The organism is Tardiphaga sp. GW821-FHT12E02 (genome assembly GCF_058807155.1).
In genome coordinates, this window is record NZ_JBXAQK010000001.1 from 474492 (window position 1) to 489656 (window position 15165).

General features: G+C 63.1%; 14 protein-coding genes. 5 read left to right on the forward strand and 9 right to left on the reverse strand.

Annotated elements, in window-relative coordinates; genetic code table 11:
- Positions 1 to 300: 300 nt before the first annotated feature.
- Together fabA and fabB are read left to right on the forward strand one after the other, a co-directional pair.
- Positions 301 to 837 carry a bifunctional 3-hydroxydecanoyl-ACP dehydratase/trans-2-decenoyl-ACP isomerase gene (fabA, locus tag AC1RQ5_RS02230; protein ID WP_493196949.1) on the forward strand — a complete coding sequence of 179 codons (537 nt, stop codon included), beginning with the start codon at positions 301 to 303 and terminating at the stop codon, positions 835 to 837.
- 81 nt (positions 838 to 918) lie between these two features.
- Positions 919 to 2145, forward strand: coding sequence for a beta-ketoacyl-ACP synthase I (gene fabB, locus AC1RQ5_RS02235; RefSeq protein WP_398483857.1), 1227 nt, complete (start codon positions 919 to 921; stop codon positions 2143 to 2145).
- Between the two features lie 127 nt (positions 2146 to 2272).
- Here fabB and AC1RQ5_RS02240 read toward each other — a convergent pair whose 3' ends face one another.
- Positions 2273 to 2908: an RluA family pseudouridine synthase gene (locus AC1RQ5_RS02240; protein ID WP_398483881.1), complete on the reverse strand. Its 636-nt coding sequence runs from the start codon at positions 2906 to 2908 to the stop codon at positions 2273 to 2275.
- Between the two features lie 154 nt (positions 2909 to 3062).
- Between AC1RQ5_RS02240 and ftsY the strand changes: the two genes are divergently transcribed.
- Both ftsY and AC1RQ5_RS02250 read left to right on the forward strand, forming a co-directional pair.
- Positions 3063 to 4007: a signal recognition particle-docking protein FtsY gene (gene ftsY, locus AC1RQ5_RS02245; RefSeq protein WP_493196950.1), complete on the forward strand. Its 945-nt coding sequence runs from the start codon at positions 3063 to 3065 to the stop codon at positions 4005 to 4007.
- 140 nt (positions 4008 to 4147) lie between these two features.
- On the forward strand, positions 4148 to 4747 hold the full coding sequence (locus AC1RQ5_RS02250) for a septation protein A (RefSeq protein WP_493196951.1): 600 nt from the start codon (positions 4148 to 4150) through the stop codon (positions 4745 to 4747).
- A gap of 217 nt (positions 4748 to 4964) precedes the next feature.
- On the opposite strand, the gene AC1RQ5_RS02255 is transcribed toward AC1RQ5_RS02250, so the two are convergent.
- The 4 genes from AC1RQ5_RS02255 to AC1RQ5_RS02270 all read right to left on the reverse strand — a co-directional run bounded on the left by AC1RQ5_RS02255 (position 4965) and on the right by AC1RQ5_RS02270 (position 8836).
- Positions 4965 to 5714: a superoxide dismutase gene (locus AC1RQ5_RS02255; RefSeq protein WP_398480315.1), complete on the reverse strand. Its 750-nt coding sequence runs from the start codon at positions 5712 to 5714 to the stop codon at positions 4965 to 4967.
- Positions 5715 to 5899: 185 nt separating this feature from the next.
- Positions 5900 to 7915: an OmpA family protein gene (locus AC1RQ5_RS02260; RefSeq protein WP_493196952.1), complete on the reverse strand. Its 2016-nt coding sequence runs from the start codon at positions 7913 to 7915 to the stop codon at positions 5900 to 5902.
- Between the two features lie 202 nt (positions 7916 to 8117).
- Positions 8118 to 8351: a hypothetical protein gene (locus AC1RQ5_RS02265; RefSeq protein ID WP_398480311.1), complete on the reverse strand. Its 234-nt coding sequence runs from the start codon at positions 8349 to 8351 to the stop codon at positions 8118 to 8120.
- Positions 8351 to 8836 (reverse strand): pyridoxamine 5'-phosphate oxidase family protein, encoded by a 486-nt coding sequence (locus AC1RQ5_RS02270; RefSeq protein ID WP_398480309.1) that lies wholly within the window; start codon positions 8834 to 8836, stop codon positions 8351 to 8353. Before AC1RQ5_RS02270 ends, AC1RQ5_RS02265 begins: the two co-directional genes overlap by 1 nt.
- A 133-nt stretch (positions 8837 to 8969) precedes the next feature.
- Here AC1RQ5_RS02270 and AC1RQ5_RS02275 point away from each other — a divergent pair, with 133 nt between their 5' ends.
- Entirely contained in the window at positions 8970 to 9356 is a 387-nt protein-coding gene (locus tag AC1RQ5_RS02275) for an MAPEG family protein (RefSeq protein WP_398480307.1), read from the forward strand.
- Here the strand turns inward: AC1RQ5_RS02275 and AC1RQ5_RS02280 are convergent.
- From AC1RQ5_RS02280 to AC1RQ5_RS02295, 4 genes are all read right to left on the reverse strand, one after another.
- Positions 9343 to 11325 (reverse strand): ABC transporter ATP-binding protein/permease, encoded by a 1983-nt coding sequence (locus AC1RQ5_RS02280; RefSeq protein ID WP_493196953.1) that lies wholly within the window; start codon positions 11323 to 11325, stop codon positions 9343 to 9345. The genes AC1RQ5_RS02275 and AC1RQ5_RS02280 overlap by 14 nt on opposite strands.
- Positions 11326 to 11375: 50 nt before the next feature.
- Positions 11376 to 13502, reverse strand: a complete 2127-nt coding sequence (locus tag AC1RQ5_RS02285; protein WP_493196954.1) for an ATP-binding protein — start codon at positions 13500 to 13502, stop codon at positions 11376 to 11378.
- Positions 13503 to 13592: 90 nt separating this feature from the next.
- Positions 13593 to 14363, reverse strand: coding sequence for an ABC transporter permease (locus AC1RQ5_RS02290; RefSeq protein WP_493196955.1), 771 nt, complete (start codon positions 14361 to 14363; stop codon positions 13593 to 13595).
- Entirely contained in the window at positions 14360 to 15148 is a 789-nt protein-coding gene (locus AC1RQ5_RS02295) for an ABC transporter ATP-binding protein (RefSeq protein ID WP_398480299.1), read from the reverse strand. Before AC1RQ5_RS02295 ends, AC1RQ5_RS02290 begins: the two co-directional genes overlap by 4 nt.
- Positions 15149 to 15165: the final 17 nt, after the last annotated feature.

The window sequence follows — 15165 nt, forward strand, 5'->3', positions numbered from 1 at the left end:
CGATAATCCCATCACTTCCACGCAATTCTACTCGGAAATTCTCCAATAATATAAAATCGATGGCCGCCAGATGCAAGAATTTCGCAACTAGGCGGCCGGACCTGTGGAACCGTGCACCGCAACACCGGGGGCAAACCCAAATATGCCGTTAAAAGCGGATGATACGCCGCTTTGCCGCCTTATGAGCGTATGATAGAGAGCCCCGAACCGGGACAGGTTCCCGCGTATTTGGAACAATTCTATACGGCTCATCTTGGTTAAAGTCAGCCGTTAGACAGCAATGGACCCAGAAAGCCCGGTATGCTTCAGGATAAAAAGAACAGCTACGCCTATGAAGATCTGCTGGCTTGTGGCCGCGGCGAGCTGTTTGGACCGGGCAATGCGCAGCTGCCGCTGCCGCCGATGCTGATGTTCGATCGCATTACTTCCATCACGGAAGATGGCGGCGAATACGGCAAGGGCTTCATCCAGGCCGAACTCGACGTCAATCCGGACCTCTGGTTCTTCGCCTGCCACTTCAAGAACGATCCCGTGATGCCGGGCTGCCTCGGCCTCGATGCCATGTGGCAGATGGTCGGCTTTTTTCTGGGCTGGTCGGGCGGTATTGGTCCCGGCCGCGCGCTCGGGCTCGGCGATCTGAAATTCTCCGGCCAGGTGCTGACGAATGTCAAAAAGGTCGTCTACACCATCGATGTGAAGCGCGTGATGCGTTCCAAACTGTGGCTCGGCATTGCCGATGGCTCGCTTTCTGCCGATGGCGAGATTATCTATCGGGCAAAGGATTTGAAGGTCGGCCTGTTCAAGCAGGACACCACCGCAGCGCAGTCGGGAACGTAATATACCCTCTGCGATTCACGGCGGTCTCCGAGGGGGCGACCGCCAAGTCCACAACACGTTAGTTCAAAGGGCGAGACGATCATGAGACGGGTTGTCGTCACCGGGATGGGCATTGTCTCATCCATCGGAAACAACACGCAGGAAGTGCTTGCGAGCCTCCACGAGGCCAAGTCCGGCATTACGCGCGCCGAAAAACATGCCGAGCTGGGTTTCCGCTCGCAGGTGCAGGGCGCGCCGACCATCAATCCGGCGGATGTGGTCGATCGCCGCGCGATGCGCTTCCTCGGCGAAGGCGCCGCATGGAATCACATCGCCATGGAGCAGGCGATCCAGGACTCCGGCCTGTCGCCCGAAGACATTTCCAACGAGCGCACCGGCATCATCATGGGCTCGGGCGGACCGTCGGCCCGCACCATCGTCGATAGCGCCGACATCACCCGCAGCAAGGGCCCGAAGCGCGTCGGCCCGTTCGCGGTGCCGAAGGCAATGTCCTCCACCGCCTCTGCGACGCTCGCCACCTGGTTCAAGATCAAGGGCGTGAACTATTCGATCTCCTCGGCCTGCGCGACCTCGAATCATTGCATCGGCAATGGCTATGAGATGATCCAGTGGGGCAAGCAGGACATCGTGTTCGCCGGCGGCTGCGAAGAACTCGACTGGTCGCTGTCGGTGCTGTTCGATGCCATGGGCGCGATGTCGTCCAAGTATAACGACAATCCCTCCACTGCCTCACGCCCCTATGACGTCAATCGCGACGGCTTCGTCATTGCCGGCGGCGCAGGCGTTCTCGTGCTCGAAGAGCTCGAACACGCCAAGGCGCGCGGCGCCAAGATCTATGGCGAAATCATCGGCTATGGCGCCACGTCGGACGGCTACGACATGGTCGCACCGTCGGGCGAAGGTGCGGAGCGCTGCATGAAGATGGCGCTGGCCACCACCGGCGGCATCAAGATCGACTACATCAATCCGCACGCGACCTCGACGCCGGCCGGCGACCCGCCGGAAATGCAGGCGATCCGCAACGTGTTCGGCGTGGGTGACAAGTGCCCGCCGATCTCGGCGACCAAGGCGCTCACCGGCCACTCGCTCGGCGCCACCGGCGTGCAGGAGGCGATCTATTCGCTGCTGATGATGCAGAACGGTTTCATCTGCGAGAGCGCGAATATCACCGAACTCGATCCGGTGTTCGCCGACATGCCGATCGTGCGCAAGCGCATCGACAATGTGAAGCTGAATGCCGTGCTGTCGAACTCGTTCGGGTTTGGCGGGACGAATGCGACGCTGGTGTTCAAGCGGATGGATGCGTAAGCGGCATCAATTGGCTCTGCTGTCATCCCCGCGAAAGCGGGGATCCAGTAGACACCGGCCTCGCGGATAAACACTAGCAGCAGCGTTTACTGGGTCACCCGGTCAAGCCGGGTGACGACAGGGAGTATCACTCCCCATTCCACCCACACACCCGCATCCGTTCGTGCAGATGCGGCGGCACCGGTGCTGTCACCCGCACCGGCTCCTTGTTCTTCGAGATCGGAATCACGATCTCCCGCGCATGCAGATGCAGAGTCGGCTCGCCGAATCTTGGACCGTTGCCATAGATATTGTCGCCGACAATCGGATAGCCCGAGGCCGACGTATGCACGCGGAGCTGATGCGTGCGCCCCGTTACCGGCTCCAGTGCCAGCCATGCCATCCCACCACCGCGGCCGAGCACCTTGAAATTCGAGACGGACGGCAACCCTTCCGGATCCGGCTTCATCCACCAGCCACGTTCGGCATTGAGACGCCCCAGCGCCATGTCGATGACGCCCGCGTCGGCCTCCGGCCCACCTTCGACCACCGCCCAGTAGGTCTTGGAAATCCGGCTGTGCTTGAACAGGAGCCCCAGCGACGCCGTGGCCTTGCGATGGCGGCCGAGCACCAGGCAGCCCGACGTGTCGCGATCCAGCCGATGCGCCAGAACCGGCGCGCGCGGCAGGCCGTATTGCAGGAACCGAAACGAATTCTCCAAATTCGGCCCACCTTTGGGGCCACGATGTACGGGCAGGCCGGCCGGCTTGTCGATCACCAGCATCAGACCGTCCCGGTGCAGCACCCGCGACAGGATGTCGGCTTCGGTCAGATCGCCGACCAGGGCCGGCTCGACGACTGCGACCGGCAGGGCATCGACGTCACTTTCTTCGCTGTTACTTTGATTCATGGCGCGAAACGGCTAACACACCCCCGACATGAGTGACACTCCCGAAACGCCAAAAGCGAGCTGGTGGCGACGGCTCTCCGACGGCCTGAAACGCACATCGAGCTCGATCGGCTCGGCGGTCGCCGATCTCGTGACCAAGCGCAAGCTCGACCGCGCGATGCTTGAGGATATCGAGGACGTGCTGTTGCGCGCCGATCTCGGCTCCGACGTGGCCGCACGGATCGCCAAGGCGGTCGGCCAGGGCCGCTTCGACAAGGCGATCTCTGCCGATGAGGTGAAGGCCGTGGTGGCCACCGAGGTCGAGAAGGTGCTGGCGCCGGTCGCCCAGCCGCTCGTCATCGACACCACGCACAAGCCCTTTGTGCTCCTCGTCGTCGGCGTCAACGGTTCCGGCAAGACCACCACCATCGGCAAGCTGGCATCAAAACTCACCGCCGAGGGTCGCAGCGTGATGCTGGCCGCCGGCGACACGTTTCGTGCCGCAGCCATCGAGCAGCTGAAGGTCTGGGGCGATCGTAACAAGGTGCCGGTGATTGCCGGCGCGCAGGGCTCCGACTCCGCCAGCCTCGCTTTCTCCGCCGTCACTGCTGCCCGCGACGACAATCGCGACGTGCTGCTGATCGATACTGCCGGCCGGCTGCAGAACAAGGCCGAATTGATGAACGAGCTCGAAAAGGTCGTGCGCGTCATCAAGAAAGTGGACGCCACGGCTCCCCACGCCGTGCTGCTGGTGCTGGATGCCACGGTGGGACAAAACGCGCTGTCGCAGGTCGAGGCGTTTCATCGTACGGCTGGCGTGACCGGCCTCGTGATGACCAAGCTCGACGGCACCGCGCGGGGCGGCATCCTTGTGGCGCTATCCGAGAAGTACAAATTGCCGGTGCATTTCATCGGCGTCGGCGAAGGCATCGACGATCTCGCGCCGTTTACGGCCAGCGATTTCGCCAAGGCCGTTGCGGGGATCGAGTCGTAGTCGCCATCCTTCGAGACGCGCGCCGATGGCGCGCTCCTCAGGATGAGGGCGGAGTGTGGTGCGGCTGCCAATAACGTAGGAGCCCTCACCCTGAGGAGGCGCGCAGCGCCGTCTCGAAGGGCGAGGGCGTGAGAGGATCGATGGACAAGCAACAACCCCACCCGCTGTTCAAGCTCGCCACCGAGCTTGGGCCGCTGATCATCTTCTTCGTGGCGAATTCCAAATTCGGCCTGTTCGCCGCCACCGGCGCCTTCATGGTCGCGATCGTGGTCGCCATGATCGCGTCCTATGTGGTCGTCAAGCATGTGCCGATCATGGCCATCGTCACCGCCTTCGTGGTGCTGGTGTTCGGCGGGCTGACGCTGTGGCTGCATGACGAGACCTTCATCAAGGTCAAGCCGACCATCATCTATGGCCTGTTCGCCGTGGTGCTCGGCGGCGGATTGTTGTTCGGCCGCTCCTTCATCGCCATCATGTTCGACCAGGTCTTCAACCTGACGCCGGACGGCTGGCGCGCGCTGACGCTGCGCTGGACGTTGTTCTTCGCGGCCATGGCCGTGCTCAATGAAGCGATCTGGCGGACGCAGACGACGGATTTCTGGGTGACGTTCAAGGCGTTCGGCGTGATCCCGCTGACCATGGCCTTTGCGGTGGCGCAGATGCCGCTGATCAAGCGCTACAGCATCGAGCCGGCAACGCTTGCGGAGAGCGAGCGTGATGCCGGGGATGTGGGGAAGTAGGTTCTTAACCTCGCCCCGCTTGCGGGGAGAGGTCGCCGCGCCTTCGCGGCGGGTGAGGGGCATGGCACAAGATATCAAACTGCCGTGCACTATCGGATTGCGACGTTCATCGATTCGTTAGCGCAATCGTTTGGCTGACCTTGTGCCATGCCCCTCATCCGACCGCGCTACGCGCGGCCACCTTCTCCCCGCGAAGAGCGGGGAGAAGGCACAACAATTACACCGCCAGCGTGCCAGCCTTCGCGGCAGCATAACGCTCGCCGATCTTGGTCCAGTTCACCGTATTCCACCACGCCTTCAGATAGTCCGCGCGGCGGTTCTGATAGGTGAGGTAATAAGCGTGCTCCCAAACGTCATTGCCCATCAGCGCACGCTTGCCGTCGATGATCGGGTTGTCCTGGTTCGGACGCGTCTCGATGGAGAGCTTGCCGGCCTTGTCCACAATCACGAACACCCAGCCCGAGCCGAATTGACGGCCGCCGGCGGCGTTGAAGTCGGTCTGGAATTTCTCCAGGCCACCAAGATCACGATCGATCGCGGCCAGCACTTCGCCGTCCGGCTTGCCGCCATTCGGGCCCATGATCTGCCAGAACATGGTGTGATTGGCGTGGCCGCCAAGATTGTTGCGCACGGCGGTGCGGATATTGTCCGGTACGCTGGAAAGATTGCCGAGCACCTCGACCAGCGGCTTCTCGCCGAGCATCGGCGTGTCCTTGGCAAAGGTGTTCAGATTGGCAACGAAGGCCGAGTGATGCTTGCCGTGATGGATTTCCATCGTCTTGGCATCGATATGCGGCTCCAGCGCATTCACCGGATAGGTGAGCGGCGGCAGCACGAAGGCGCCATTACCGGCGGTGGGCGTTGCAGCAGGTGCTGCAGCCTGGGCAAAAGCGAGCCGCGGTGCAGCAATCGCGGCAGCCATGCCGGTCGCAGCGAACATCATTTGGCGTCGGGACATCGAGGACATGGTGCGTCTCCTGGGATTTGCGGGCCGGCAATACGGCCTTGGCAATTACGTGCGGTTTGAGTGCCAGTTTCATATGCGGGCAATGTGACGCATCGGCGCAAGACAGATCACGTCACAGCGAGATTGAATCATTTGAAAAGAAACGGCCGGGATCGCTCCCGGCCGTCGGTATTTATTAGCTCCGCTTAGCGGCGCGGCGGCGCCGTGCCGGGAGGCGGCGGTGGCAGCGACGCCTGACCGCCATTCAGCAGTGGCGTGATGTTGCGGACCGTGACACGGCGGTTCTGACGCTCCGGGCCATCGGTCTGGATCTTCAGATACTGCTCGCCATAGCCCTGCGACGTCAGGTTCTCCGCCGGCACCTGGAATTGCTGGGTGAGCAATTCCGCCGCCGACTGCGCACGGCGATCCGACAGCGACAGATTGTCGACATCGGAGCCGACCGCATCGGTATGGCCCTCGATCAGGAACACAGCCCGCGGATTCCGCGAGATGGCGCGATTGAGACCATCGGCGATCACCTGCAGCTTCGAGGCCTGATCCGGCGGTATATCCCACGAACCGAGGTCGAAGTTGATGGAGTCGAGATCGATGGATGGCATGCGCTGGCGCACGGCCGGGCTGTAGCGGACTTCATCCAGCGTATAGCGACGCTCGATGCGATCCACTGGCGGCGCGATCAGCGTATCGTAGACGAGATCGGGCGAGGCCTGATCGTAATCGACGATGTAGCGGTTCTGCGGAATGCGGATCATCGGAGGCGGCAGATCCACATAGAAGCCACCGCGCGGACCACGCGGCCCGCCGCGGGGACCATCGAACGAATTGTCGATGATGATGATCTCGCGACCATCGCGATCCCGGCGGATACGTCGCATCAACTGGCCGTCGCTGCCGACCACCGTGATGATCTGCGATCCATCGGGCCGCACCACGATGGTGCGATCCTCGTTGCCGACGCGCTGGGTGCGAATGTCGCGCGCGCCGTAACGGAAGCGATCGACTTCGTTGTGGCGGATATAGGATTGCCCGCTCGGATCCTGCACGATGATGCGGCCGGGCTCGGTGATGATGGTGCGACCACCTTCGCGGCGCTCGCTGCGCTGGCCGCGGAAGTCATCCAGACGGCGCGGACCATCCGGCGCGGCACCCGGCGCGATCGGCGCCAGGGCTGCGGCCGGCGGCGGCGCAGGCGGGATCGGAGTCGTCACCTGAGGTGCCGGCGGCTGCACGACCTTGATATTGCCGCCACCGGGGGCGACCACGAGAGGCGCGGCACTCGGGGTCGGCGGTGGAGCAACCGGAGCTGCTGCCGTGGGCGGCGTCCCTGGCGCTGCGCCGGGAGCGACAGCCGCGGGCGGCGTGCCGGGAGCAGCAGGCGCACCTGGAGCGGCACCGGGCGCACCCGGCCTGCCCTCGCCGCGGCGACCGCCTTCGCGGCCTTCGGGCCCACCGGGACGGCCGGACGGCGCCGCACCGGCTGGCGGAGTCGCCGACGGAGCGGGCGCTGCGGCAGGCGGTGTGGCGGCCGCTGGCGGAGTTGCTGGAGCCGCCGCCGGAGGCGTGGCTGGCGTCGGCGCTGCTGCGGGAGCCTGGCGTGCGGCAGGCGGTGTCGCAGGCTGGGCCGGCGTTTGCGCAGCGGGCGGCGTGGCCGGAGGCGTCGGACGCGCACCGGGTTCGCGGCGTTCGCCATCCGGGCGTTCACGACGCTCGGTGCCGGCCGGTGCTTCGCGACGCTCGGGACGAGCAGCAGCAGGCGGAGTCGGTGCCGCCGGCGGCTCAGCGCGTGGCGCGGGCGCTGCGGCAGGAGGCGTGGGCGGAGTTGGACGTGGCGGCGGCGCAGCTTCAGGGGCCGGACGCGCCGCAGGGGGCGCAGGCGGTGCCGCGCGCGGCGCGGCTGGTGGCTCGGCACGTGGCGCGGGGGCTGCGGCCGGAGGTGCAGGGGGAGCCGGACGTGGGGCTGGTGGCTCGGCGCGCGGTGGCGCGGCGGCAGGAGGCGCCGCTGCAGGCGGAGCGGGCCGTGGCGCGGCAGCGGGCGGCGGCCCCTTCGGCGCAGCCTTGGGCTCGCCTTCTGCTGCTGGCGGGGCTGCCTGTGCGAGCAGGATCGGCGCATCGCCATTCGATGCGTGAGATGTCGCGACTGCGATCTGCGTCACACCGAACGCAGTCGTGGCCAGCAGGACGAGACGAAGTTTTGTCATGATGAGCTTGGGCCCCTCGGCTTAAGTAGACGTCAACAAAAGATTTGTCGGCCGAACAAATCGGCAGATCGATGAACGAATAAGCATGGGGCCGGAATGTGGCGGCCCGCAAAGCCACAGTCGTATTTATTTTGCACACACGAACGGCCTGAGCGCGCATTGTTCATGGCGCGTTCAGACCGTTTGTTTAGTAGCGACCGTATTACATCACTGCTGGTGGCTGACCCGGCGTTTCATCCGGATTCGGCACCGGAATATCCGCGGGCAGATCGCCCGGCAATTCCTCCGGCCGCGAGGGCTCGCCCGGATCGCGTATGGGCGGCGGCACTTCGGGCCGCGGATTTCCCGGCGGGCTTTCCTGTGGCGGCTCCGAAGGTTTGCCCGGCGTGATCGGCGGCTCCTCGACAGGCGTATTGCCGGGTGCAGCGCTCGTCATCAGATCGCAACCTTGCGATTGGTGCCGATATCCGGACGCGAGCCGGTCATCGCTGCCGCAGCCATCTTCACATAGCTGATCACGGTGCCCGGCGAATCCCAGAACTCGGCTTCGTCCGGCGTGAACTTCAGCACGCGAATGTTCGGATCATCCGCACTGTCCCACCACGCCTTCGCTGTGGTGGTGAACAGCTCCTTGATCTTGGCGCGATCGTTGGACACGACCGCCGTGCCGCTCACCGACACGTATTTCTGATCGCTCGCATCTGCGAAGGAGAGGTTCACATTCGGGTTCTGCTTGATCTCGTCATCCTTGTGACGGCGTGCGTCACTGAGGAAATAGACCGCGTCTGCCGCGCGATCGATATAGGCGGACATCGGCCGGGCGCGCAGCTTTTCGCCATCCTGCGTGACCAGCATGGCAAAGCCGATCTTCGTCATCAGCTCCCAGGCACGATCGGTATCGCGAGCATTGTCATTGGTCATTTCATTTCTCCCTTCGCAGGGTAACAAGCGCGACCGGGCGATGTTCCGGCACCGATCGGCACATGGACCGATTTGACAGCCGATCGGGAACCGCCCATCACAGCCGAATTCATCACGCCGTTTGGGGGATTCGATGCCGTTCGCTTACTGGAGCATTCTGATTGCTGCACTGCTTCCGCTGATCATCGCCGGCTATGCCAAATCAGGATCGCGCGACAACAATACGCCCCGCGACAGCGCTGGCGAGCTCACCGGCCCCAAGCGCCGTGCCTATGCCGCGCATCAGAATGCGTTCGAGAGTTTTCCGTTCTATGCCGTGGCGGTGCTGGGTGCGCTGTTCTTCGGTGCATCGGCCAAGACGGTGGGCGTGCTCGCTGCCGTCTATCTCGCCTTCCGCATCGCGCATGCGCTGTTCTATATCGCCGACAGATCGACGCCGCGTTCACTGGCCTATGCCGGCGGCTTCCTCACCAATGTGGCGATCTTCGCGCTCCCGATGCTGCAGATCAATTTCGTGTAGCACCAACCGGCTTGCGATGACGCAGGAAGCGGCCGAGCAGGCGACGCTTGCCCTTGCGCGGAATCAGATCGATATCGCTCACCAGCTTGGCGCCGCCCTTGCGGCGCTCCAGCACGATCTTGCGGCTATGAAACGCCTCGAGCTCAGCGCGATGCGCCACCGAGACGACGGTCGCCTTGGGCATCTCCTTGGTCAGTAGCCCCATCATGCTGTCCTGGCTCTTTTCGTCGAGCGCGGACGTCGCCTCATCCAGCACGATGATATCGGGGTTGTGAAGAAACAGCCGCGCGAACGCCAAACGCTGCTTCTCGCCGCCGGAGAGTGTCTGATCCCACGGCGCTTCCTCTTCGATCTTCTCCTTGAGATGCGCAAGGCCGACCTTGTCCAGGGCTTCGCCGATCTGCTCGACGCTGAAATCCTCTTCTGCAGCGGGATACGAGGCGGCGCGGCGCAGCGTGCCCGACGGCACATAGGGCTTTTGCGGCAGCATGAAGAGCCGGCGATCGGGATGAAAATTGACGCTGCCGCCGCCCCATGGCCACAGGCCGGCAATGGCGCGCACCAGCGTGCTCTTGCCGGTCCCGGACTCGCCTGCGACCAGAAGGCGCTCGCCCGGATCGATATTGACTTCGGTATCGCCGACAACAGCGGTGCCGTCGTCGAGCGTGACGGACAGATCGTGCAGGCTCAACATGCGGTCATCCGTGGTCTCGCCGCGCTTGATGCGGCCGATACCGTCGCCGAGTTCGGCGCGCTCCAGACCATCGAGCGACATCATCAGCGAGGCGATGCGGCGTGCGCAGGCATTCCAGTCGGCCAGGCGCGGATAGTTATCGACCAGCCAGCCGAACGCGCTCTGCACGATGGTGAAGGCGGACGCCGCCTGCATCACCTGGCCGAGCGACATGCTGCCATCGAGGAATTTTGGTGCACAGAGCAGAAGCGGCACCACGGGCGCGATCAGGCTCGACCCCTGAGACACCAGCGTGGTGCGCATATATTGCCCGGCAAGCCGCGTCCATTGCTTGAGGACGTTGCCGAAGGTCTTGTCGATACCGCCGCGCTCTTCCTCCTCGCCGCCGAGCAACGCGATGCTTTCGCCGTTTTCGCGCACGCGGGTGAGCGCGTAGCGATATTCGGCCTCGGCCTGGTTCTTGTCTTCGGAGATGCCGACAAAGCGGCGACCGATCGCCATGATCGAGCCGGAGGCAATGGCTGCGTAGAGCACCGCGGCGATGACGAGGAAGCCGGGAATGGTGACTACGCTGCCACCAACGGACAGCGTCAGCGCACCACCAATGGTCCACAGGACCACGATGAAGGTCGCAGCCGACAGCAGGGCAGACGTCACGCCCGCGATAAAATCCACCGGCGAGTCGGTGGCGATGCGCAGATCCTCGGCAATACGGTATTCGGGATTCTTGTGATCGCCGCCGACCAGATTGAGTTGATAGTAGCGGCCGTTCTTGAGCCAGCGCGAGATCACCGAACTGGTCAGCCACGCGCGCCAGCGGCGCTGGATGCTCATCCGCGCGAACACCTGCCCGACGCCGAGCAGCACGCTGCCGATGGCGAGCGGGAAGAACACGCCGGTGAGATGAAAGACGCTCGCCGCATCGCGCTTCTCGATGGCGTCGAAGATCGCACGATTCCAGACATTGATGCCGTATTGGAAGGCGACATTGGCGATAATCATCAGCAACAGGCCGATGGAAAACGCCCAGGCGAGCTTGTCGCCCGCCTTGCCCCAGAAGCCGCGCGCACTAAGCCAGAACCGCGTCAGCAGATAGTCTTTCCGCGCCTGCTCGACCTCCTCCGGTGACAAGTCCGGATCGGGTTCGACCACTTCGGGCGGGGGTGGATCGATATGGTCGCCGGCCTCATCCTTCAGCGGGACGATCGGGCCTTTTTGGGCATCGTTCTTCGGCTTGGTGGTGTTAACGCTTTGGTGACCCGCAGGCTTGCTCATGGCGCAATAACGCCAAGCCTATCATGGGGTTCCCTGAGGTTCCACCGTTCTCAGGCGGTCTCCCGCTGGGCCTTGCGCCAGTTGCCTGATTTGGCCAGGACGCGCGAGAGCTGCTCGATGGAATAGGGTTTTTGCAGCAGCTCAAAGCCGAATGTGCCGTTCTGCGCCAGGACATGGCTGTAGCCGGATGTGAGCACCACGGGCAGATCCGGATAGAGTTTTCGAATCTCCTGCGCGAGTTCGATCCCGGTCATGCCGGGCATCACGACATCGGAGAACACCACGTCGTAGCGACCGGCGCTGCGCTGCAATTCGTCGAGCGCTTCCTCGGCGCTATGCTTGAGGACCGTGGCATAGCCGAGCTCGGACAGTGCGTCGGTCGTAAACGTCCCGACATCGCGATTATCTTCCACGATCAGCACCGAGAGGCCGTGGCCATCGATGGGCGGCGCCTCGCTTGATACGATTGTCGGCGCGACATTGCCGACGACGCGCGGCAGATAGAGCGTGAAGACGCTGCCCTTGCCGACTTCACTGACAACCGTGACCTCCCCGCCGGATTGCTTGGCGAAGCCGAATACCTGCGAAAGACCGAGACCTGTGCCCTGCCCGACTTCCTTTGTCGTGAAAAACGGCTCGAAAATGCGTTCGAACTGATCCGCGGGAATGCCGCTGCCGGAATCTGCGAGGGCCACGGCGACATAGCCATCCTTGCGCGGCATCGGCGCCGATGGCAGCCGCTCGCTGGCGGTGACGCTGATGATGAGGCGGCCCTCGCCCTTCATGGCATCGCGCGCATTGACGGCGATATTGATCAGGGCCGTCTCGAACTGGCTGAGATCGGCATCGACAAACAGTGGCTTGTCCGGCAGATGCGTGACGATCTCGATCGGCGAGCCCGTCAATGTGCCGATGATGTCGGTGACCCCGTTGACGCAATGGCCGACATCGAACACTTCGGGCTTCAGCGTCTGCCGGCGCGCAAAAGCGAGCAGCTGAGCCGTCAGTTTGGCCGCGCGGTTCACCGTCTCCGATATCGCCGCGATATAGCGGGCGCGACGCTCGGGCGCGAGATCCGGTCGCTGCAGGAGATCGACCGACGAGCGGATCACCGTCAGCAGATTGTTGAAATCATGCGCCACGCCGCCGGTGAGCTGGCCCAACGCTTCAAGGCGTTGGCCGTGTTTCAATGCTTCCTCGGCTTCGCGACGCTTTGTGGCCTCAAAGTTCAGCCGGCGGGTGCGGCGAAGCGCGAAGAGCAGCAAGCCGAACAACAGCAGTGTAGCCGGAACGCCGAAGATCAAATGATAGCTGATCGCTTTCAGCCAGCGATCGCGGATGGCCGAAGTTTCCAGGCCGGCGGCGACATAGACGGGATAGCCGGCCAGCCGCCGATAACCGATGCGGCGTTCGACATTGTCGCCGGGCGCGCTGATGGTCACGAGACTGCCGTCGGGATTGGTCGATAGCACGCGCCCGACCGGCCCTTTGGGATCGAGCCGCGCGGCCGCTGCGAGCGCCGGATAGCGCGCAAGGATCGATCCGTCGGTCAGCCCCAGCGCGAAGAAACTGCCCGGCGCGCGGCCGATGCGGGCATAGAATTTCTCGAAATATTCGGGGAACACCGATGCCTGCACGACACCGGTGAAGCTTCCGTCCACGCTGGTGCGACGGCGGCTGACGCCGAAGAACGGCGCGCCCTGATAGGGCGGCCGCGGCAGCAGATTTGCACCGATAAACGTGCCGACATCCTTGTCGATGTGGGACTTGTAGTAGTCACGATCGGAAAAATCGAGATGAGGCAGCGCGAGATTGAGGCTGTTGACCAGTGCGCGGCCCTTGTCGTCGAACACCCAGACCGATTTCAGCTGCGGCAGCGCATCGGTGAGCTGCCTGAGCCGCGCCGACATTGCGTCCGCCTTGAACCGCAGCTCGTCGTCGCTGCGATCGCGAACAATTTCGTTCATCTCCGACAGGCTGCGATCGATGGTCTCGAACACCTTCAAGGCGTGTTCATGCGCGACATCGACCGTGCGATCGATCTCGCGATCGGCAATGTCGTTGGTGGAAATCCAGGAATTGGTGGCGGCGAAGGCGAAAAGCGCAATGGGAAACGCCAGGGATGCGGCCATCATCCACTGCAGCATTTTCAGAGAATTGTGCTGTTCTGTCTTCACAGTCCCTGCCCGCGTCGCGCCAGTCTAGCGCATGACGCGGGATCGACCAACCCATGAGGGCTGATCGAATGCTGGGGTGTGACATGTTCGCTAGCCGGCGTTCATCTGCGAACGGAAAGCCCAGCGCGTCGAACGCTGCTCGATCCAGGCAAAAACCGCATACATCAGCACGCCTTCGAAGGCGAGCAGCAGCAATGCGGCATAAACGTTCGCCATGCGGAAACTGGCACCTTCCTGCGCGATCAGGAAGCCGAGACCCGCATTGGCACCGAGGGTTTCGGAGACAACGGTACCGACGAAGGCCAGCGTGATGGCGACTTTCAGTGAACCAAAGAAATATGGCAGCGCACGCGGAATGCCGACCTTCAGCATGATATCCAGTTTGCCGGCACCGAGCGCGCGCAGCACGTCTTCGAGTTCGGGCTCCGTTGTCGCAAGACCGGTGGCGATATTGACGACGATCGGAAAGAACGAAATCAAAAATGCAGTGACGATGGCGGGCACTTCACCGATACCGAACCACAGGATCAGCAGCGGCACGATGGCCACTTTCGGAATCGTGTTGAAGCCGATCATGACGGGATAGAGACCGCGGTAGATGGTCTGAGACCAGCCGACCACGAGGCCGAGCATGACGCCGAACACCACGGCCAGTGCGAAGCCGACCGAGGTGACCCACAGCGTCGCCCAGGAATGATAGAGGAACACCTTCCACAGCTTGAACATCGCGGCAAAGGCAGCCGATGGTGGCTGCAACACCGATGTGTTGATCTTGAACACCGCGCAGGCGCCTTCCCAGATCAGGAAGATCGCGAGCGTGAAGATCCAGGGCGAGAGCTTTTCGACAAGGCGCGAATTCATGATTTACGCGCCTCCGCGATCTTCTGGCGCAGCTCGTGCACGATGTCGCCGAAGCTCTTGTCATAGGTGACTTCGAGATCGCGCGGCCGTGCAAATTCGACCGGCTTGATTTGCACGATATGGCCGGGACGCGCGCTCATGACATAGATATTGTCGGCGAGGAAAGCGGCCTCGCGCAGATCATGGGTGACGAGGATCACGGTGAAGCCGAGGCGCTGCCAGAGATCGCGCAGCACGCACCACAGCTCCTCACGCGTAAAGGCATCGAGTGCCGCAAAGGGCTCATCGAGCATCAGCAATGCGGGTTCGTGGATCAGCGAACGACACAGCGACACGCGCTGCTGCATGCCCCCCGATAATTCCCAGGGATACCGATCGCCGAAGCCAGCGAGGCCGACGGTTGCGAGCAGCTGCTCGGCCTTGGCGCGAAACTCGGCTTTCTTCGATCGATATTGCGAGCGATAGGGTTCGACGATTTCCAGCGGAAGCATGACGTTGTCGATGACCTTGCGCCATGGCAGCAGATTCGCGTGCTGAAACGCCATGCCGGCCATCTTGACCGGTCCCTTCACTTCCTTGCCATCGATGGCAATCGTCCCGGCAGTCGGCTTGTGCAGGCCGGTGACGAGACGCATCAAGGTGGACTTGCCGCAACCGGACGGGCCGACCACGGCGGCGAATTCGCCGCGCGCGATCTTCAGCGTCGCATCCTGCAGCGCGACGATGTCCCCCGCCGCGCCGCGATATTTCAGCGTGACGCCATCGATATCGACGAATGCTTCCATGCGAACTGATCCGACCT

What these genes read in the sequence shown, in the direction of transcription:
- AC1RQ5_RS02255 (WP_398480315.1), bottom strand. Translation starts at nt 5,714, where the DNA reads ATGTCCTCGATGTCCCGACGCCAAATGATGTTCGCTGCGACCGGCATG.
- AC1RQ5_RS02275 (WP_398480307.1), top strand. Translation starts at nt 8,970, where the DNA reads ATGCCGTTCGCTTACTGGAGCATTCTGATTGCTGCACTGCTTCCGCTG.
- fabA (WP_493196949.1), top strand. Translation starts at nt 301, where the DNA reads ATGCTTCAGGATAAAAAGAACAGCTACGCCTATGAAGATCTGCTGGCT.
- AC1RQ5_RS02270 (WP_398480309.1), bottom strand. Translation starts at nt 8,836, where the DNA reads ATGACCAATGACAATGCTCGCGATACCGATCGTGCCTGGGAGCTGATG.
- ftsY (WP_493196950.1), top strand. Translation starts at nt 3,063, where the DNA reads ATGAGTGACACTCCCGAAACGCCAAAAGCGAGCTGGTGGCGACGGCTC.
- AC1RQ5_RS02280 (WP_493196953.1), bottom strand. Translation starts at nt 11,325, where the DNA reads ATGAGCAAGCCTGCGGGTCACCAAAGCGTTAACACCACCAAGCCGAAG.
- AC1RQ5_RS02290 (WP_493196955.1), bottom strand. Translation starts at nt 14,363, where the DNA reads ATGAATTCGCGCCTTGTCGAAAAGCTCTCGCCCTGGATCTTCACGCTC.
- fabB (WP_398483857.1), top strand. Translation starts at nt 919, where the DNA reads ATGAGACGGGTTGTCGTCACCGGGATGGGCATTGTCTCATCCATCGGA.
- AC1RQ5_RS02250 (WP_493196951.1), top strand. Translation starts at nt 4,148, where the DNA reads ATGGACAAGCAACAACCCCACCCGCTGTTCAAGCTCGCCACCGAGCTT.
- AC1RQ5_RS02260 (WP_493196952.1), bottom strand. Translation starts at nt 7,915, where the DNA reads ATGACAAAACTTCGTCTCGTCCTGCTGGCCACGACTGCGTTCGGTGTG.
- AC1RQ5_RS02295 (WP_398480299.1), bottom strand. Translation starts at nt 15,148, where the DNA reads ATGGAAGCATTCGTCGATATCGATGGCGTCACGCTGAAATATCGCGGC.
- AC1RQ5_RS02265 (WP_398480311.1), bottom strand. Translation starts at nt 8,351, where the DNA reads ATGACGAGCGCTGCACCCGGCAATACGCCTGTCGAGGAGCCGCCGATC.
- AC1RQ5_RS02240 (WP_398483881.1), bottom strand. Translation starts at nt 2,908, where the DNA reads ATGCTGGTGATCGACAAGCCGGCCGGCCTGCCCGTACATCGTGGCCCC.